The following is a 17,956-nucleotide window of genomic DNA, read 5'->3' as shown; positions in this document are numbered from 1 at the left end:
TAGCCTATATGCCGAATACAATTACCATCCGCTCTTATAAATATCCTGATGTACCTTACGTTGAATATTCAGGAGAACTTCTGGAAGAAACGAGCCATTACTGGTTTGTTAAATGCCCTCAAAACAATATACTGAAGCATCATATAAAAAAGAAAGAAATCGTCTACCAGGAAGCCTCGCTCCACTTCTTCTCTAAATATCACGGCTATACGGTCTCTATAGCCATCAATGACAAGATGGAGCCGCTCAGCATGTTCTGTAATATCTCAACACCTTGTACGTATAAAGACGGCTTTATCACCTATATAGATATTGACATGGATTACGTCAAGATCAACCAGGAATGGTATATCAAGAACAGCGATACTTATGTGACAAACAGCCGCACCTTCAATTATCCGATACAGCTGACTAACTTTGCTGTCGTTTCGTTGCAGGAACTTAAAAACAATATTGCTGATAATGTCTTCCCCTTCGGCATCACCAATTTCAGTTCAATCGAAAAATATTCCCATAAATAGCGAAAACCATTCAATCAGGGATTGAATGGTTTTTCATTATTTGAACCAGCCGCGAATCAGCTTTTCTACTTCTGCTGCTTCGTCGATGACTTCTTTAATCATCTGGACATTTTTCTGGTCCGGAATCATCTCAGCAACAAATGGCATATCGACGATTGACTTAATCGCGCCTGCTATTGATTCATCAGTCGTTTCTACTTTCGGCGCATCAGCCTGCACTGACTCATGAGGCGTCAGTTTCTGTGTGCCTGTCATCATATCCAGAACTTGAAAGACCAGATTTCTTAAGTCATCATAGTTTTCATGTCCGACAATGTCATTCATTAATGTATTCACATCGTCATATTTAGATAATACTTTACGTCCTGCTCTATAAGTAAGGTACGTCGCACCTGCACCCAGACCAAGTTTAACCCATTTATTCATTTGACTGCCTCCTTTTGTACTCACTTTTCTATTCTACCCAGTTTCCCTCTCTAAAAACAGGAATAACTTCTCCGTCACGTGTAATCCCGTCAATATCAAGATCTTTAGAGCCGATCATGAAATCAACATGAATGACAGAATTGTTCAGACCGACTGCATCCTGCTCATCTTCAGTCATCTCAGTTGCGCCAGGCACCGGTCCTGGATAAGCTTTACCAATCGCGATATGGCAAGAGGCGTTTTCATCAAAAAGAGTATTGTAATACAGGATTCCTGAATTCGAAATCGGAGAATCTACAGGGACAAGGGCAGCTTCTCCCAGTCTGCGAGCCCCTTCATCTGACTCAAGCAGTTCTTTCAGCACTTCATAACCTTGCGCTGCTTCAAAATCAGTCACGACACCGTCCTTGAAAGTCAGTTTGAAATCGTCGACAATCTGTCCGTTATAGCTGAGAGGCAGCGTGTTGGAAACCACACCATTGACACGGCGATAATCCGGAGACGTAAAGACTTCCTCCGTCGGCATGTTCACCCTTATATCCAGTCCTTTAGCATTTTTGTGCCCCCCGCCTGTGAACCGCGACCCATCAATCAGGCCTATTTCAAGATCAGTCCCTGGCGCTGTATATTTCAAGCGGTCAAAGTTATAATCTGATAGCCATTGTGCACGCGATTTCAGAAATCTGCTATGTGCATCCCATGCGGCAACGGGATCCTGCTGATCGACTCGTACAGCCTGCAGAATATAGTCCAGCAGTTTCTCTTCCGCCTCCTCTACCGGTAAGTCCGGGAAGACAAGTGCCGCCCATTCCGGAGAAGGGTATCCGACAATACACCAGTTCTGGTCATAACGCATACGTGATGCACCTAGTTCAGCTGAAGCTGCACGTGCTGCACGGTTTGCTGCCATGACTTTCTCTGTTGCTGCATCTTTCAATGCTTCAGGTGAGGTCGCATGGATATAGAGCATTGATGCTTTCTCCGCCAGGTAGTAAGCATTCTTCGCTTCAATCTGCGGCAGGATTTCTTCTAATGTCTGCACTGTCTGATGTTTCGCATGTGCCAAAGTCAGCTGGATATCAGATAAATCAGTGATCACACGTTTAGCACCTAACTCATAACACATGTCAGTGACAGCACGCACTAAATCAAGTGCCGCGATATCGGATACCACTACCACAGTTTCTTCAGGTTGAACATTCAGTCCTACTTTCGCAATAGTTTCTGCATATTTTTTAATTTTCTCTTCAACATTTTTCATTTTTCATTCGACTCCTTTACATCATTATATCGGATTCCGAAATAAATAGAAATCTGATAATTAAAAAAGATGGACAAATTGTCCACCTTAAGATTCTTGCGGGATGACCTCATAACCTTGGTCTTCGATGGCATCGCGAATATTCTCTACTGTCGCTTTGCTGTCATCGTAATCCACTGCGACCTTACCATTGTCCAGGTCGACATTGACCTGCTGAACACCCTCTACTGCACCGACGCTCGTTTCAACAGCGTTAACGCAGTGCTGACAAGTCATACCTCTTACATCTAAAGTCTGGGTAGCCAAATCTTTCACTCCTTATTCAATATTCACATTTATTATATTATACCCTTTTTATTCGATAGGAATCCAAATTTCAGCGATATAATCCGCTGACTGAGAATCTCCTGGAGGATAATGTACAAGGAGAGGTATCAAACACTCATCACCACTCCTTAAACACTACCAAGTAGTTTATAATAAAGATAATCATTCAATACCCTTTTTTCCACATGTCAAGCTAATATATAGGAGGCAGCTTTTATGGCCGAAATCATCATTATTAACGATATCTCAAAGTCCTATGACCACCCCGTGCTGCAGAATATCGATCTGATCATAGAGGCGGGCACCATTCACGGCTTCATCGGCCCTTCCGGCTCAGGGAAAACGACGCTGATGCGCCTGATCGCCGGACTTGAATCACCTTCCAGCGGTTCCATCTACATCAAGGATACACGTGTGCCGAATTTAAGCCTGCTGCCTCATATCGGATATATGGCGCAATCAGATGCGCTCTATATGGAGCTGTCCGGTTACGAAAATCTGAAGTTCTTCACTCAGCTCTTCAATCTGAAAAAAGGGACGGCAGAAAGCAGGATTGACTACGCAGCAGATTTAGTCAACCTGACAGCGGATTTGAAGAAGAAGGTAAAAAACTATTCAGGCGGCATGAAAAGAAGACTGTCCCTTGCGACAGCCCTGCTGCATCATCCTGATATCTTAATACTGGATGAGCCGACAGTCGGCATTGACCCTGAGCTGCGCGCATCGATCTGGACTGAAATGCAGAAAATGAAAGCAGACGGCCAGACGATTCTGATGACCACCCATGTCATGGATGAAGCAGCGCGCTGTGATTTTATCTCACTAGTTAAAGACGGGACTATCATCGCTTCAGGGACCCCTCAGGCGCTTCTTGAAAGATATCATGCAGAGACATTCGATGAAGTGTTTATTCGTGCCGGACAAGGAGGACAAGCATGAGAATACTCGGACTGACAAAGCGCTTACTACTCGAACAACTACGCGACAGACGCACACTTGCCCTTCTTATCATCGCTCCGATATTCATACTGACCCTTTTCTATCTTGTCTTTCAGAGCGATGAACCTGCCGCAAGACTAGGGGCTGTAAATTTAGAACCTTCTGTTATCGATACGATTGAAGCACAGAATATCGATGTAACAGAACTTCATGAGATGGACCTATCACAACTCAGGCATGAAGAACTGGACGGCATCGCTGAAAAGGTGAATGATAAAGTGACTTTGACACTGCTTAATCAAAACGTCACAGTTTCGAGAAAACTGGAACTTGTCGTCAACCAGACTTATCAGAAGAAAGCACAAATCACTGTAATAGAAGATATCAAAGCAAAATTCAAGGATTTAACTGAATCATTAAACAAGATTCCATTCAGTCCGACGAAGAATATTAAACTGGATGAACCGAAAAAGACTGAGATAGAGACCACCTATCTTTATGGCGACGCAGACACCACTCCTTTCGATACATTTGCACCGCTTCTGATCGGTTTCTTTGTCTTTCTGTTTGTCTTTCTTCTCGCAGGTATGGGGTTTCTGAAAGAAAGAATGAGCGGGACGCTTGAACGTATGCTGACGACACCGATCAGGCGCTATGAAATCGTATTGGGCTATGTATGCGGCTTCGGTCTTATGGCCATCATTCAGACGACCCTCATCGTTCTCTATGCCGTCTATGTGCTGAAGCTTGGTCCATCTGACTCCATCATCAAGGTGATCATCATCAATGTGACTGTTGCACTTGTCGCGTTGTCACTTGGCTTGCTGCTCTCTGCTTTCGCTAAATCAGAGTTTCAGATGATGCAATTCATTCCTATTGTCATCGTTCCGCAGATATTTCTCTCTGGTATCTTCCCTTTAGATACGCTCGTCAGATGGATTCAGTGGCTTGCTTATTTAACACCTCTCTACTATGCAGGAGATGCCTTGAAGGCTGTCATGTATCAAGGATTATCGCTCAGTTACATCATTTCAGACCTGATTATTCTGCTAGGTTTTGCCTGCCTATTTATCGTGTTAAATATCATCACTCTGAAAAAGTACCGGGCTTTATAAAAAAGAATATAAGAACTTTCTATGGACAAAAATGAATATCTGTCATATAATTAAATAAATTAAATCGAACGTTAAAAAGTAAGGCATTCACATGGTACAAAAGTAATCGTGGTTTGTTGATTCCTTTGTAACGTGTGAATTTTCTTTTTAAGGAAGATTCTGATTTAGTAATAATTTATTGGAGGTCATTACACATGACACAAGGTACAGTTAAATGGTTTAACGCAGAAAAAGGTTTTGGTTTCATCTCAGTTGAAGGTGGAGACGATGTATTCGCTCACTTCAGCGCTATCCAAGGTGAAGGTTACAAAACTTTAGAAGAAGGCCAAGCAGTTGAATTCGATATCGAAGAAGGTCAACGCGGACCTCAAGCTGCTAACATCGTTAAATTATAATTTAACGTACAAGAGACACCTCAACTGAGGTGTCTTTTTTTGTGTATCTGTATACTCAAAACCTATATAAAAGGCTATCTCGATAAGAGATAGCCTTTTATATATCTGCCAGTTCCTCAGCCAGTGGTCTGAAAAAGAGATTCAGGAAACTGAATGCGCCGTAGATATAAAACAGACCTTGATAGCCAAAACGTTCAAGCAGGAAACCTGCCAGGAAAGTGCCCATGAACTGTCCTGCTGCGAGACTGACAAAGGTGACAATGATCCCCATCGCCGGGTATTCTGTATAGCACCGCGCACACCAGAAGGCATACACCCCCATCGCAAAGACATAGACAAGTCCAAATAAAGCGGTAGAGAACACCATCAGGAAGAAATTTTCTGTCACAACAAGTGTGACGTTCGCAATGGCGAGCAGCACACAGGTCAGCATGTGAATCTTTACGGTCCCCAGTCTTTCATTCATATGGCCTGCAAAGCCGCCCAGTACACCCCCGACGCCCAGCATAATCCAGAACAGATTTTTCACGTCATCGTGCGGTGTCTGGAAGACATATGACTGAAAATAAGTCCAGTAAGCGGACGTACCGATACCCAGCAGAACAGTCGAGATAATCATCTTGCGCCCTACAAAAATGTTTCTGAGGTCTGTCTGATAGTTCAGATGACTCATCTCTACTTTCGGCAGCTTCTTATAACTGAAATACATGATGATCAAACTGATCAAGAGGAAAATCGCATAACTGATGCGCCATGCATCACCGACAAGCCAGACGATCACACCAACTAGAATCAGGCCGACACCGATGCCGGTATTGATCCATGAATTACTTCTATCCTGATAGCCGTAGCTCACTTTCTCCTTGATAATCTGGCCGAAAGGCGCTGTGGCGAGCCCTGCAGCATAACCCAGTATGATAACGCCAGCGCCGAACAGCGGATATTCTTCAGCTACCATCAGATTATATAATCCATATAAAGACAATGAGCCTGAGATGAGCAAGATAGCCCGTGGCTGATAGTTCTTAAAAATCGTGAACATAGAAACCAGACCGAGACAATAAGTTAAGTAAGAGATGGATGAGATGACCCCTGAAACTTGATTGGAAAGCCCGAGATCCTCACCGAAATAAGGCAAGAGCAAACCATAACTGAAACGGGAAATACCATAAGCCATGGCGATAAAGACAATCCCCGTAAACACTATTTCATTCTGTTTGTTCAACTTAAGACTACTCCTTCTTTCGAAATACTGTTTCTTATACCCGCGGCCATAAAAATAAACCTGTCATTAAATGACAGGTTTATTTATTGTCCCGTTTCACTGAACTGTTTAATCCGTGCGCCGATTGCATCACGGACACGTTGAAAGACTGGCCAGTCCTGACCCGCCGGATCTTCAAAGCCCCAATGTTCTGTACGCACATGTGGCGGGGTAACCGGGCAGACATCCTTGGCATGATCACATAAGGTCACCACTAGATCAGCATTATTCAAGATAGCAGGATCAATTTTATCAGATGTCTGATCACTGATATCAATGCCCACCTCCTTCATCGCCTCCACTGCCTTCGGATTGACACCATGTGTCTCAATGCCTGCTGAATAGACCTTCCAGTCCGGCAGATACTTCTTGGCAAAACCTTCTGCAATCTGACTGCGACATGAGTTGCCCGTACAGAGAAAATAAATAGTTTTCATCTTACACACTCCTTAATTAAATAATAAAATCGAAATATAGAGACCGACTAAAGTGATGAAAAGCACAGGAATTGTAATCATAATACCTGTCTTGAAATAAGTCCCCCATGAAATCTTAACCCCTTTCTGGCTGAGCACATGTAACCAGAGTAATGTAGCAAGCGAGCCGATCGGCGTAATCTTCGGACCCAAGTCACTGCCGATGACATTGGCAAAGACCAGTGACTGCTGCAGGGCACCTTGCGCCTGTGACTGATCAATGGCAATTAGATCAATCAGCACAGTCGGCATATTGTTCATGACAGAAGACAGAAAGGCTGCCATAAAGCCCATACCGATAATGGAACCGAATAAGCCTGTCGTGCTGAATTGATTGATAACATCTGCCAGGACATTTGTCAGACCGACATTGCGCAGACCGTACACAACGACATACATACCGATAGAGAAGAAGACGATGGCCCACGGTGCACCTTTGATTACTTTGCCCGTATGAACGGCAGGACTCTTACGTGCCAGCAAAATAAAGATAAGGGCGATGAAACCAGCGATAAGCGATACAGGTACATGGATGACATCACTGACAAGGTAACCTATCAACAGGAGTATAAGCACCACCCAGGCTAACTTGAACAGACGGAAATCTTTAATCGCTGACTTCGGTTCACGTAGCATGGAGTCATCATAACGTTCCGGGATATGTCTTCTGAAATAAAGCCACAGCACAGTGATACTAGCGACTAAACTGAACAAATTCGGCAGCAGCATAATTTTGGCATAATGCGCAAACCCGATGCTGAAATAGTCGGCTGACACAATATTCACAAGATTGCTGACAACGAGCGGCAGACTGGTTGTATCCGCAATAAAACCGGATGCGATAATGAACGGAAAGACCACTTTCTCACTGAATTTCAGGTGGCGCACCATAGCGAGTACAATCGGCGTCAGAATCAGCGCCGCCCCGTCATTCGCAAAGAAAGCAGCGACCAGTGCGCCAAGTATCGCGATATAGATGAACATCCGGAGCGAACTTCCTTTAGCAAGACGCGTCATATGAAGTGCGGCCCATTCAAAGAAACCAATCTCATCCAGTATGAGAGAAATCAGGATCACCGCGATAAACGTAAACGTTGCATTCCAGACAATGCCGGTCACATCCAGCACATCATTGAAATCTACAACGCCGAACAATAAGGCAAGAACAGCCCCACCTACAGCGGAATAACCGATGGATAAACCTTTCGGCTGCCAGATGACCAGCGTAAGGGTCAAGAGAAAAATCAAGATAGCAATGATTGTCATGATGCGTCACCACAACAGTCGGCAGAATGGCAGATACAACGTTCCTGTGCCGTGAATAACTGATCATGAACCGCACGCCAGTCCCCTACTTTTTCAGCATTCAACTGGTACATCGTCTTCTTACCGTCTTTCCATGACTGAACGATGCCGACTGACACCAGCTGCTTCATATGATGACTCAAAGTCGGCTGCGACACATTAAAATGCGTCAGAATATCACAGGCACATAACGCACCACAGGATAATAGATCAACAATCTCAATCCTGTTCTTATCAGACAGCACTTTAAAAATCTGTGCCATTTCTTCGTAATTCATACTTCCACTTCTTTCATATAGATATTTATCTATATCTAATATAAATTAAATATAGATAACTGTCTATATGAAATAATGCTTATCTTAATCAGAACAAATAATACCCATGCACTCTTCAATCGTTCTATAATAGAATTACTGTGAGAAGGAGTGTTGTCATTGCTTTATTTAGTCATTGCATTTGTTATCGGTTTAGGTATTCCGATTCAGACGGCGATCAATTCAAGACTGCGCTCTTATGTGCTGTCACCCTTCGTCGCTTCTTTCATCTCATTCTTAGTAGGCACGATTTTCCTGTCGATTGTGACACTACTTACCAAACACACCTTGCTCATACCTGCTGAGGTATTCACGGCCTCACCTTGGTGGCTATGGACCGGCGGATTACTCGGCGTTATCGGTCTGACAGGTAATATCCTCCTCTTCCCAAAACTAGGGGGTGTCCAGACAGTCATCCTGCCTATTCTCGGTCAGATACTGGCCAGTATGATGATTGATCACTTCGGCCTGTTCGGCTCGCCTGTCATTCCGTTTTCACTGATCAGAGCACTCGGTGTCCTACTGCTGATTCTAGGTATGTTTGCCGTCATCGCACTGCCCGGTTACCTCCGTAAGCGCAAAGGACAAGTGCCTGAAGTAACGGAAAGCGGGCGATTGCCCTTCCAGCTGTTCGGGATTCTTGCGGGTGCCATGATGGCAACGCAGTCCGCTATCAACGGCCGGCTGGGTGCCGTCCTTGAGTCACCTATTCATGCCGCCTTCATCTCATTTCTGGTCGGGGTCATTCTGCTGTTCATCATCACACTCATCCGGCGTCAATTAAGTCAGGTCAAACTGGCATTCGGCAAGAACAAGCCTAAATGGATCTGGCTCGGCGGTATTATCGGTTCATTCTTCGTTCTGACGATGGCTGCCCTTGTGCCGATTTTAGGGACCGGTCTGGTCGTGGTCATCGTTCTCTTCGGTCAGCTGGTCTGCAGTATTGCGATTGACCAGTTCGGTTGGTTCGACGCCCGTAAATCACCGACGACAGGCATTCAGGTATGCGGACTTGTCCTGATGATAGCCGGTGTCATTCTGATTAAACTTGTATAAAAAAGAGAGGCATACGCCTCTCTTTATTTGTTCACTACATTAAATGAATCAGGATAGAAATCGTAATGCATCCGGTCAAACGGAAAGATTCTGACCACCGCTTCTCCGACAACCTGACTTTTCTTGACCAGCCCCAGCTCATACCGACTATCGCTACTGTTATCCCTGTTATCTCCGAGAACCATATAATAGCCCGCCGGTATTTTCGATTCACCGTTGGCATGCACCAATTCTTTGACTGAAATATTCTCCGTTAAAAATTCATTCCGTTTATGTTTCTTATTTTCATCCAGATACGGCTCTGCCACTTCTTTACCGTTAATCAGCAGCTGGTCATTACGATATTCCACCGTATCACCTGGCACACCGATTAAACGCTTAATATAATCTTTCTCTTCATCCGCATGGAAAATCACGACATCACCGCGCTGAATCTTATCCATTGAGTTCGCAATCTTGCTGACAATCAGGCGATCACCATTATGGAACGTCGGTGACATCGACTCCCCGCTCACTACGTATTGAGTGAATAAAAAAGTATTCACTATAAAATAGATGATCACCGCAGTGATGATTGCAATCAGCCATTCTCTGAGTTCTTTCTTCATCATCGTCTCTCCTCGAGATTTTTTCTTTCAATACTACCATGATGGCAGAGAAAAATCTCTTATGAACCGCTTAAAATCCAAATTATGTAACACAAAAAGACCTCCCCGCCGGAAGGCCCTACGCTACTATTTATTCTGGCTGGCAAATGCCTGACTGATCTGTTCTAATTTCACGGGCGCATCCATAACATCCATTACCACTTCAACAAAGTGCATCTTATCTTGATGGTCATTGATGACGTCCATAGCTTTCTTCAGCTCATTCGCCGTTGCAGCTTTCTGCGTCATGACATGGTCTTTTCCGCCAAAGACAGCTGGCAACGCTGTATAATCCCACATCTGAATATCATTATAGATTTCTTTTTCACCGTGAATTAAACGTTCAACTGTATACCCATCATTATTGATCAGGAAAATGACCGGTTTTAGCTGATGACGAATCATGGTTGACATTTCCTGTGCTGTCAGCTGGAATGACCCATCGCCGATCAATAAGACGTTGCGACGGTTGACATCAGCCATCTGTGTACCGAGCAATGACGGTAATGTATAACCAATTGAACCCCATAGCGGCTGACCGATGAATGTATTGCCGTCATATAGCGGCAGGTCATAGGCACCAAAGAATGAGGTCCCTTGTTCTGCAAGCAGAATGTCATCTTTCTCAAGAAATGCAGCCATCAGTTTGAAATAATTCTCCTGGGTAAGCGGCTCATCATTCAGTTGATAATCAGCGGAACCTTCACGACTGAATTCAGGGAAGTCTGATTTGTTGTCATAGTCCATTTCTAACAGTCCATTTAATAAATCACGTAATGAAACATCTGAATCATACGTGTTGCCCATTCTGAACTCGTTATCGTTCATGAAGATGACATCTTTTAAATCGAACGTATAAGTGAAACCACCAGTCGCTGAATCGGTCAGTTTTGCACCTAAATTGATGATGCAGTCACTGCCATCAACATATTCGTTGACTGCTTTAGTCGCAAATTTACCATCATAGATACCGATATAATGCGGATTTTCTTCATTGAATGCACCTTTACCCAGCGATAACTGAGCAACCGGAATATGCGTTTTGTTGACGAATGCTTCTAGTTCTTTGTGTAGATGGAACGAATTGATTTCGTGACCCGCTAATAGGACCGGGCGCTCTGACTGTTTCAGACGTGCAGCCACTTTTTCAATATAACCTGATACATCCTGCACAATCAGGGGTTTGACTTCCGCTTCCTCTACTTCAATTTCCGCCATCGCCACATCAATCGGCATATGGATATGGACGGGACGCTTGAAACGAACTGCTTTAGCAATGATGCGGGGAATCTCGACTGCCGCGTTCTCTTTCGTCAAATAAACCTGGCCGCAAGTGATAGGTTCGAACATTTTGCGATAGTCATTGAAGCGACCTTCACCTAACGAATGGTGAATATACTTCTCTGCCTGTTCCACAACTGTCGTCGGTGCACCTGTAATCGCTACAACCGGCACACGTTCAGCATATGAGCCTGCGATACCATTGACAGCACTCAGTTCGCCGACACCAAACGTGGTAACCAAAGCCCCTAATCCTTTGATTCGTGCATAACCATCAGCGGCATAACTACCGTTCAGTTCATTCGTGTTACCGACCCATTCCACTTTATCATGGCTCACAATATCATCCAGGAAAGCCAAGTTAAAATCGCCAGGCACACCAAAAATCTTATCCACGCCATATACACTGATCTGGTCTATCAAGTATTGTCCTACTCTTCTTTTCATATTCTCCACCCTTTCCCTTCTTCAATATCTCAAGTATAATTCTGGCATTTAAATAAGTCAACAAACTTGACCTATTAATATTCGTCAGCATCTTGAAAATGTTTTATAATGGGACTAAGAGGAAAGAGGTGAAGCTATGAAAACGAGCGATTATGATTTAATGCTTTTTTATTTTGGTTATCAGACATTCATCAAGACTGCTGACGATATCATTGAACAGTACGGGATGAACCGTCAGCATCATCGTTTTCTTTTCTTCATCAGTAAACTGCCGGGTATTACCGTAAAAGAGCTGTTGCAACTGATGGAAATCTCTAAGCAAGGGTCTCATGAAACGCTGAAGACATTAAAAGCTAAAGGGTTGATCGAAGAGGAGCCTGCGGAGCATGACCGCAGGCTGAAACAACTCTATCCGACTGCACAAGGAGAAGCGCTGATTCAGAAACTGAACAAGGCACAGATTGATCTTTTCCAGCAGATTTTTCAGGATGAAGGCGATGACTGGCATGCAGTAACAGAAGCGTTTGCCGCAAAAAGGCCAGGCTACGATATCATCAAACAATTTAAAGATAAAAGACACTAAACAACTGCTGGTTCGATTTGAATTATCCTTTAATTAATTGGAACAATGAAAAAAGACCATACGCATTGAAGCGTATGGTCTTCTTTCTGGCATAAATATGTAGAAGTTATGAGCGATATTTAAGGTTTGTCGCTCATATCTCATGTAACCTCGAATCTTCCGCCACGTTATGAGCGATATTTAGTGTTTATCGCTCATAACTCATGGAATGTCGGCTCTTTTGCCACGTTATGAGCGATATTTAGTGTTTGTCGCTCATAACTCATTTGACTGTTGTATCATCCTTCTAAAGCGTCTATTAAAGCTGTTCCATAACGGCAAAATAATTCTCATCCGGATCAGAAAAATTAAAGACTTTCATACCGGGCATCTCCGTCAATTCTCCAACATTTATACCTTTTGCTTTAAATTCATTGTATAGGGCTTCTGCATCGTTGACATTAAACATAAGAGAAGGTGGCTCAAGGCTGACCATCGGGCTGTACTTCTTAATGAACGCCTTATCAAAAACAACAAGAGAAGTTTCAGATTCCTGATGCGGTGCTATTTCAACTGATTTGAAGTTCTCTGGCAGCGTGTTCTCCGCAATAATCTTGAACCCCACTTTGTCAGTCCAGAACTTGATGACTGCTTCCTGATGATCGACATAAAGCATAACCTGATGCAAACTCTGAATCATTTTTTCACCTTCTTTTCTTTAGTTACGTAAAGAATACTATAATTATGCATTAAATGTAAAATCTATTTTTCTGATAATTTAAAAAATGATTTTAAGAAATGGTCATGATCAGTCATTTTTGTAGATAAATACTTTTTACCGAATTCATCCAGCAGGCCGTGAAATTCTTTTGCTTCTTCATTTGTGAAATCATCAATCCTGACTTCTTTCTTGAATGCCTGATAACTTTCTGTGTTCGCATAACCCAGCTGCCTGTACAGTCGTCTCGTATAACTATCCGGAATAAACTCAACTCGTCCGAATAGATAGACCAGCAGTACATCGGCTGTCTCCGGTCCGATGCCGTGAAGTTTCAGCAGTTCACTGCGTAAGGAACGACCGAAGTGCTGATTGATTCTCTCGTAGTCATAATCAAACTGTTTCAGCCACTCAAATAACCCGCTCAGCGCCTTGGATTTATTCTTGAAAAAGCCACTTGGCCTGATCAGTTCCTGCATCTCTTCAGACGACAGCATTTCCAGACGTTCCGGATTAAACTGTGTTGCATCCTTTAATCTTAATAACGATTTCTCAACATTCGTCCAGCTCGTATTCTGCACTAAAACAGCGCCGATCATCATCTCAATTTCATCATCCGCCGGCCACCAGCCTTGCGGACCCATCTCCTCGTACATCAATTCAAAGAGTTCACGAGATGATATCATAGCGGCTTCTCATAAATATAATCAGTCTGCGCGTCGTCACCTATCATGAAAAGATGCTCCCCTGTCTTAACGAAGCCTTCCGCCTCATAAAAGGCCCGGGCTTTATGATTATGCTCCCAGACACCCAGCCAGATTCTCGATTTATCTTTGTCTACAGCAACGTTGTATGCTTTCTTCATCAGTGCTTGACCTATCCCCTGCCGATGATATGAAGATCTCACGTAAATCCGTTCGATTTCAAGCGCGTCGCTGCCCATCTTCTCAGATTGAGCATCCAGCTGATTCAATTTAAGATAGCCCGCAATCCCGTCTTTAGTCTCTGCGAAATAAAAATAGGAATGGCTGTTATTCAGTTCAGCGGTCAGTTTATCCAGAGCATAAGCCGTACTTAGGTAATCCGCCATCTGTTCTTCTGAGTTATCCGCTTCGAATGTTTCTTTAAATGTTTCTATGCTGATTGCTTGTAATGTTGAGGCCTCCTGGCTGTCAAGTTGTCTGATAAGTATTTCCAAAAGTATCATCCTCCAAAGTAGAAATCAGTTCTTCATTTCTGACTTCAAGTATATAGTCATTAAATATTTTCCGTCGCCCGCCTTGTTCATCATACCAAGCCTCAATTTTCAGGCGATGCGCCGGGTCACTTCTGACCGCTGCTTCTATTTCTTTATATGACCTGATACTATCATATTCCCAAATCGCAAAGATTTCATGTGTCCCGTCACCCTTATTATTCATCCACCTTCCAACCAGCCTTGCGCCGTTTTTAAGCTGGTGAGGCAGATTGGTCTGATTGAAATGCTGATTAAATGCGTCAACGAAATGATCCTTAACCATATAATATTTTCTTCTGTAAAACAATGTGATCCCTCCCTATGCCAATCATAGTTTAATATCAGAGATAAAAAAATGGACAGATTGCTTAATCTGTCCGCTTATCGATGACTGCTTTTAAGAGTTCGACTGACGGTTGTTCAGTTTGATATAATAACGATTTGCTGCACGATAAGTCGGAGTTCACTTTCATACCACTGTAACGAAAATCAATCATAGAATGATAGTTGAAAATCAGGATAACCATGATGACATAAGATTGCAGTCGGTGTAAAATAAAAATATATTAATATACTAAAGGTGGATTGACCATGAAAATCACTCAATCAGCAGCAGCTAAAACCGGTCTTAGTACTCTTCTCCTTTTGACGATGAGCTCATCCATAGGTCATGCAAGTCAGACACAGGATATCCAGCACTTAATTGACACTGCAAAAGCTAAGACGCAATCTATAGAACAGCAAGAATCCCAGACGCCAGGCGACATTAAAGCAAGCCTATCACCTGACAGTAAGGTGACGACACCTGCAGCTCCTACTAAAGAAACACCTAACCTTTCAACTGAAATGCCTTTATCAGAACAAGCGGCTGAAGCTAAAAGCACGTTGCAGTCAGCCATCGACGAGAAAAAGCAGGACCTCAGACAGCAAACTTCAGATCTCCAGAAGCAAGCGTCAGACCTCCAGAGCGCACAACCAGCTGACAACACATCGCTCAGTCAGACAGTCGATCACTTACTTGAATCTGATGCGCCGCTACATGCTGATAACATCGATCAAAAAGCTGAGCGAGTATCAGCGGACTATCAAAAGATTCAGGACATCGCAAAAAAACAGTCTGAAAATCCCGAAGCCTTCCAGCATATTAATACTGCCTGGTTAAATACCGCTGACCGAGAAGCAGCAGATAAATTGTTACAGCAATATAATAACAAAGCAATATCTGAACAAAGCTACTTAACACAGATTGCCGATTTAATGCACAAACAACTTTCTTCACTCAACAACTGGACTAAGCAGATGGGTGGTAAAGTAGACTTAAATCAATCCCCTTATACTGATTTTGATATCAGCTGGCTCTCTGAGGAGCGCCAGCGTCTGATTAATGATCTGGCTCATGAAAAAGATTTCGGCGGTCTGTCACAGTATGATTTCAACAACCGTGTGTCTGCCATAATGAATGACCAGCTTGCTGAATTAAAAGACAACCTTTCTAAGCTGAGAGAAAAAATAAATGCTGACAAAATGAAAGCACATGATGCTGTGGAAAAAGTCAATGACTCGCTCACGGCTATCAATAATCGTCCTAAAAACGATTTTCAGTTATTAGATGGGAACTCATCCAGTGATTCACTTTTTCACTTACCTAATACAGGTGAGATCTCATCTTATTCACCCGTCTTCATGGGCGCCCTCGCTTTAATATTGGGTTCAGCATTAATCTTTTTCTCAAGAAGACGTCCACAGAAGTAAAATAAACCTCGACAGAGAATGTCGAGGTTTATTTATATATGAATCCAGAAACGACGCACTTTCGTCCCGTCTGTCTGTATGAAAGGTTCAGCTTCTATACCTCTATTTTTAAGAATGACGTTAGCAGATGCAGGGTTATCAGCATCACAAGTCAGCAGTGCCTTATCAACACCTAGCGTCTCCAGATACTGCAGCGAGTGCTGAAGAATGGCTGATGCATAGCCTTTGTTCCGGGCACTGGGTCTCACACCGTATCCGATATGTCCCCCTGTCTCAAGAAGTGCATCGTTCAGATAATGACGGATATTCCCTGCGCCGACAATACGTCCATTATCAAAATAAAAATAAGTGCTGTTCTTGACCCAGTCATCCCCTGATTCCTGGTGGTTCAAGCCTTCCAGCAACTGCTCAAAATGATCATAACGACTGAAATTCGTTGAAAAAGGAACCATCTCATCCGGTACCGGCCATTCATTATAATAATCAAGGAATGCCGCTTCATCCTCTCGTTTCAGCTTGCGAAACTCAAACATATCATTCACCCCTTTATATTAGATAACCACACCCATTTTTCCCTTTCAGTTTATATTGAAACCTTACATTACACTGATTCATATATCTTTTACTCATTCACATAAGCGCTATTCATGATGGGTTCTATAATCGAACAGGCTATACAGCATAAAGAACGCCCCTAACAAGACAATGACTGCCATCACTGCACTCATAGCCAGCGGATTTAAATATGCACCTAAAATGATGCCGCCCTTACTGAGCAAGTCCGCTCCATTGAAGCCGAGGTTGCTGAACGCACCATAAGCTCCTCTTTTATCAGCAGGAATCAAGTCAAGTTCTTCAGCGTTTTTGATAGGTGCATAGATTAATTCACCGATTGTTGCTAATAGAATAGCTGCGACAATCAGCCACCACACATTCGCCGATACAAGTATGGTATAACCTACACCATATATTGAAAGACCGACGATCATGATTTTCTTTAATGAATTTCTAGCAACAATCTTAGCGACTAAAAATGTACATGAGACCACTGTCAGCGTATTGATAATATTGATCACCGAAAACATGCGCACACCTGTTACTTCAAAATTAAACAGTGTTATTGTTTTAAACGTTTCTGCCAAGCGAACAGCAATATAACTGCTTGTCGAAAACTCTGCACACATAATAAAGACGCTGCCAAGCACTAATATAACAAAAGGTCTATTTTTAGAAACTTCCACATAAGCGTGCAGTAAATCTCTGAAAATATTGTCATGCACCTTCTGTCCAATAAATGCCCGTGTTTCTTGTATGAAGATGTGATAGACGATAGCGACGAGAAAGGTCGTGATGCCTAAAATAGTGAAGAGCAGACCTTTATAATCATGATACAGTAGCCCGCCTATCGCAGCGCCTAGCGCCATAGAGAGATTGATGAGCCAGTAATCCAGCTGATAGATCAGCTTTCTATTTGCAGGTGTCGCTGAATCCTGAACAAGTGCGCGCATGGCAGGTCGCTTTAAGGTCGTCGCTGTCAGGCTACCCAGAAAGCTAACGATAAACAGGCCAATCTCATCTAAAATGACACCCGCTGCCATTAAACATAAAAACGCACTGTCAATATAGGATAAAGAAACCAGCCATTTTTTCCGCGGTAGTCTATCGCATATATAGCCTGCAATGATATTCAAAATAAAGGATATTAAAACTGTAAATGATAGGAATAAACCAGCAAAGGTTTTGCTGATTGTCTCAGTTAAGTATAAAGCTAGGAATGGGAACACAGCACTTGCCGCTATGCGACTGATAAATGAACCCCATAGTCTGACATGAACATTTGCAGGTAACTCGCTCATTCGCATTGTCTGCACCTCCTTAATGTTATAAGCTTATTACAGACACCCACAAAT

The 17,956-nt window shown here is 43.1% G+C and carries 22 protein-coding genes; 7 read left to right on the top strand and 15 right to left on the bottom strand.

The features are described 5' to 3' along the window. Window positions 1–8: 8 nt before the first annotated feature. The gene (locus tag QSV55_RS02160; protein ID WP_289650512.1) at window positions 9–521 is read left to right on the top strand and encodes a DUF402 domain-containing protein; all 513 of its coding nucleotides are present in this window, start codon (window positions 9–11) and stop codon (window positions 519–521) included. A 36-nt stretch (window positions 522–557) separates the two neighbouring features. Here the strand turns inward: QSV55_RS02160 and QSV55_RS02155 are convergent, their stop codons facing one another. The 3 genes from QSV55_RS02155 to copZ all read right to left on the bottom strand — a co-directional run bounded on the left by QSV55_RS02155 (window position 558) and on the right by copZ (window position 2,514). After that, complete coding sequence (locus QSV55_RS02155; RefSeq protein WP_289650511.1) at window positions 558–947, bottom strand: hypothetical protein; 390 nt, start codon at window positions 945–947, stop codon at window positions 558–560. Window positions 948–975: 28 nt separating this feature from the next. Beyond that, entirely contained in the window at window positions 976–2,208 is a 1,233-nt protein-coding gene (locus tag QSV55_RS02150) for an aminopeptidase (RefSeq protein ID WP_289650510.1), read from the bottom strand. 87 nt (window positions 2,209–2,295) lie between these two features. Continuing rightward, on the bottom strand, window positions 2,296–2,514 hold the full coding sequence (gene copZ, locus QSV55_RS02145) for a copper chaperone CopZ (RefSeq protein ID WP_133452420.1): 219 nt from the start codon (window positions 2,512–2,514) through the stop codon (window positions 2,296–2,298). A gap of 237 nt (window positions 2,515–2,751) precedes the next feature. On the opposite strand from copZ, the gene QSV55_RS02140 reads away from it, so the two are divergent. The 3 genes from QSV55_RS02140 to QSV55_RS02130 all read left to right on the top strand — a co-directional run bounded on the left by QSV55_RS02140 (window position 2,752) and on the right by QSV55_RS02130 (window position 4,984). After that, complete coding sequence (locus tag QSV55_RS02140; protein WP_289650509.1) at window positions 2,752–3,474, top strand: ABC transporter ATP-binding protein; 723 nt, start codon at window positions 2,752–2,754, stop codon at window positions 3,472–3,474. Beyond that, window positions 3,471–4,589, top strand: coding sequence for an ABC transporter permease (locus QSV55_RS02135; RefSeq protein ID WP_289650508.1), 1,119 nt, complete (start codon window positions 3,471–3,473; stop codon window positions 4,587–4,589). Before QSV55_RS02140 ends, QSV55_RS02135 begins: the two co-directional genes overlap by 4 nt. A 194-nt stretch (window positions 4,590–4,783) precedes the next feature. Then, complete coding sequence (locus tag QSV55_RS02130; protein ID WP_133418548.1) at window positions 4,784–4,984, top strand: cold-shock protein; 201 nt, start codon at window positions 4,784–4,786, stop codon at window positions 4,982–4,984. Between the two features lie 97 nt (window positions 4,985–5,081). On the opposite strand, the gene QSV55_RS02125 is transcribed toward QSV55_RS02130, so the two are convergent. From QSV55_RS02125 to QSV55_RS02110, 4 genes are all read right to left on the bottom strand, one after another. Further along, window positions 5,082–6,209 carry an MFS transporter gene (locus QSV55_RS02125; RefSeq protein WP_289650507.1) on the bottom strand — a complete coding sequence of 376 codons (1,128 nt, stop codon included), beginning with the start codon at window positions 6,207–6,209 and terminating at the stop codon, window positions 5,082–5,084. 83 nt (window positions 6,210–6,292) lie between these two features. Then, window positions 6,293–6,685: an arsenate reductase (thioredoxin) gene (gene arsC / locus QSV55_RS02120; RefSeq protein WP_424960689.1), complete on the bottom strand. Its 393-nt coding sequence runs from the start codon at window positions 6,683–6,685 to the stop codon at window positions 6,293–6,295. Between the two features lie 12 nt (window positions 6,686–6,697). Next, window positions 6,698–7,990, bottom strand: coding sequence for an arsenic transporter (locus tag QSV55_RS02115; RefSeq protein ID WP_289650506.1), 1,293 nt, complete (start codon window positions 7,988–7,990; stop codon window positions 6,698–6,700). Next, on the bottom strand, window positions 7,987–8,307 hold the full coding sequence (locus QSV55_RS02110; protein WP_133452414.1) for an ArsR/SmtB family transcription factor: 321 nt from the start codon (window positions 8,305–8,307) through the stop codon (window positions 7,987–7,989). The genes QSV55_RS02115 and QSV55_RS02110 overlap by 4 nt, the downstream gene beginning before the upstream one ends. Before the next feature lie 159 nt (window positions 8,308–8,466). On the opposite strand from QSV55_RS02110, the gene QSV55_RS02105 reads away from it, so the two are divergent. Beyond that, entirely contained in the window at window positions 8,467–9,402 is a 936-nt protein-coding gene (locus QSV55_RS02105) for a DMT family transporter (RefSeq protein ID WP_289650505.1), read from the top strand. A gap of 23 nt (window positions 9,403–9,425) precedes the next feature. On the opposite strand, the gene lepB is transcribed toward QSV55_RS02105, so the two are convergent. Together lepB and QSV55_RS02095 are read right to left on the bottom strand one after the other, a co-directional pair. Then, on the bottom strand, window positions 9,426–10,010 hold the full coding sequence (gene lepB / locus QSV55_RS02100; protein ID WP_289650504.1) for a signal peptidase I: 585 nt from the start codon (window positions 10,008–10,010) through the stop codon (window positions 9,426–9,428). A 126-nt stretch (window positions 10,011–10,136) separates the two neighbouring features. Further along, window positions 10,137–11,777: an alpha-keto acid decarboxylase family protein gene (locus QSV55_RS02095; protein ID WP_289650503.1), complete on the bottom strand. Its 1,641-nt coding sequence runs from the start codon at window positions 11,775–11,777 to the stop codon at window positions 10,137–10,139. 136 nt (window positions 11,778–11,913) lie between these two features. Between QSV55_RS02095 and QSV55_RS02090 the strand changes: the two genes are divergently transcribed. Next, window positions 11,914–12,360 carry a MarR family winged helix-turn-helix transcriptional regulator gene (locus QSV55_RS02090; protein WP_289650502.1) on the top strand — a complete coding sequence of 149 codons (447 nt, stop codon included), beginning with the start codon at window positions 11,914–11,916 and terminating at the stop codon, window positions 12,358–12,360. Between the two features lie 298 nt (window positions 12,361–12,658). Here the strand turns inward: QSV55_RS02090 and QSV55_RS02085 are convergent, their stop codons facing one another. From QSV55_RS02085 to QSV55_RS02070, 4 genes are all read right to left on the bottom strand, one after another. Continuing rightward, complete coding sequence (locus QSV55_RS02085) at window positions 12,659–13,039, bottom strand: VOC family protein (RefSeq protein WP_133452409.1); 381 nt, start codon at window positions 13,037–13,039, stop codon at window positions 12,659–12,661. 62 nt (window positions 13,040–13,101) lie between these two features. Then, window positions 13,102–13,743, bottom strand: a complete 642-nt coding sequence (locus QSV55_RS02080) for an endonuclease III domain-containing protein (RefSeq protein ID WP_289650501.1) — start codon at window positions 13,741–13,743, stop codon at window positions 13,102–13,104. Beyond that, the gene (locus QSV55_RS02075; RefSeq protein WP_289650500.1) at window positions 13,740–14,255 is read right to left on the bottom strand and encodes a GNAT family N-acetyltransferase; all 516 of its coding nucleotides are present in this window, start codon (window positions 14,253–14,255) and stop codon (window positions 13,740–13,742) included. Before QSV55_RS02075 ends, QSV55_RS02080 begins: the two co-directional genes overlap by 4 nt. After that, on the bottom strand, window positions 14,230–14,601 hold the full coding sequence (locus QSV55_RS02070) for an NIPSNAP family protein (RefSeq protein ID WP_289650499.1): 372 nt from the start codon (window positions 14,599–14,601) through the stop codon (window positions 14,230–14,232). Before QSV55_RS02070 ends, QSV55_RS02075 begins: the two co-directional genes overlap by 26 nt. 284 nt (window positions 14,602–14,885) lie before the next feature. Here QSV55_RS02070 and QSV55_RS02065 point away from each other — a divergent pair, with 284 nt between their 5' ends. Next, on the top strand, window positions 14,886–16,046 hold the full coding sequence (locus tag QSV55_RS02065) for an LPXTG cell wall anchor domain-containing protein (RefSeq protein WP_289650498.1): 1,161 nt from the start codon (window positions 14,886–14,888) through the stop codon (window positions 16,044–16,046). 32 nt (window positions 16,047–16,078) lie between these two features. Here QSV55_RS02065 and QSV55_RS02060 read toward each other — a convergent pair whose 3' ends face one another. After that, window positions 16,079–16,579: a GNAT family N-acetyltransferase gene (locus tag QSV55_RS02060; RefSeq protein WP_289650497.1), complete on the bottom strand. Its 501-nt coding sequence runs from the start codon at window positions 16,577–16,579 to the stop codon at window positions 16,079–16,081. Between the two features lie 108 nt (window positions 16,580–16,687). Then, window positions 16,688–17,908, bottom strand: coding sequence for an MFS transporter (locus QSV55_RS02055; RefSeq protein WP_289650496.1), 1,221 nt, complete (start codon window positions 17,906–17,908; stop codon window positions 16,688–16,690). Between the last annotated feature and the right edge of the window lie 48 nt (window positions 17,909–17,956).

This window comes from Macrococcus bovicus, assembly GCF_030376725.1.
Lineage (GTDB): Bacteria > Bacillota > Bacilli > Staphylococcales > Staphylococcaceae > Macrococcus > Macrococcus bovicus.
Note: the sequence above shows the minus strand (reverse complement) of the source record. Positions and strands in the feature narration are given on the sequence as shown.

Excerpts from the sequence above, each read along its gene's own strand:
- QSV55_RS02160 (WP_289650512.1), top strand. The coding sequence starts at position 9 with ATGCCGAATACAATTACCATCCGCTCTTATAAATATCCTGATGTACCT.
- QSV55_RS02155 (WP_289650511.1), bottom strand. The coding sequence starts at position 947 with ATGAATAAATGGGTTAAACTTGGTCTGGGTGCAGGTGCGACGTACCTT.
- QSV55_RS02150 (WP_289650510.1), bottom strand. The coding sequence starts at position 2,208 with ATGAAAAATGTTGAAGAGAAAATTAAAAAATATGCAGAAACTATTGCG.
- QSV55_RS02140 (WP_289650509.1), top strand. The coding sequence starts at position 2,752 with ATGGCCGAAATCATCATTATTAACGATATCTCAAAGTCCTATGACCAC.
- QSV55_RS02135 (WP_289650508.1), top strand. The coding sequence starts at position 3,471 with ATGAGAATACTCGGACTGACAAAGCGCTTACTACTCGAACAACTACGC.
- QSV55_RS02130 (WP_133418548.1), top strand. The coding sequence starts at position 4,784 with ATGACACAAGGTACAGTTAAATGGTTTAACGCAGAAAAAGGTTTTGGT.
- arsC (WP_424960689.1), bottom strand. The coding sequence starts at position 6,685 with ATGAAAACTATTTATTTTCTCTGTACGGGCAACTCATGTCGCAGTCAG.
- QSV55_RS02115 (WP_289650506.1), bottom strand. The coding sequence starts at position 7,990 with ATGACAATCATTGCTATCTTGATTTTTCTCTTGACCCTTACGCTGGTC.
- QSV55_RS02110 (WP_133452414.1), bottom strand. The coding sequence starts at position 8,307 with ATGAATTACGAAGAAATGGCACAGATTTTTAAAGTGCTGTCTGATAAG.
- lepB (WP_289650504.1), bottom strand. The coding sequence starts at position 10,010 with ATGAAGAAAGAACTCAGAGAATGGCTGATTGCAATCATCACTGCGGTG.
- QSV55_RS02095 (WP_289650503.1), bottom strand. The coding sequence starts at position 11,777 with ATGAAAAGAAGAGTAGGACAATACTTGATAGACCAGATCAGTGTATAT.
- QSV55_RS02090 (WP_289650502.1), top strand. The coding sequence starts at position 11,914 with ATGAAAACGAGCGATTATGATTTAATGCTTTTTTATTTTGGTTATCAG.
- QSV55_RS02085 (WP_133452409.1), bottom strand. The coding sequence starts at position 13,039 with ATGATTCAGAGTTTGCATCAGGTTATGCTTTATGTCGATCATCAGGAA.
- QSV55_RS02080 (WP_289650501.1), bottom strand. The coding sequence starts at position 13,743 with ATGATATCATCTCGTGAACTCTTTGAATTGATGTACGAGGAGATGGGT.
- QSV55_RS02065 (WP_289650498.1), top strand. The coding sequence starts at position 14,886 with ATGAAAATCACTCAATCAGCAGCAGCTAAAACCGGTCTTAGTACTCTT.
- QSV55_RS02060 (WP_289650497.1), bottom strand. The coding sequence starts at position 16,579 with ATGTTTGAGTTTCGCAAGCTGAAACGAGAGGATGAAGCGGCATTCCTT.
- QSV55_RS02055 (WP_289650496.1), bottom strand. The coding sequence starts at position 17,908 with ATGCGAATGAGCGAGTTACCTGCAAATGTTCATGTCAGACTATGGGGT.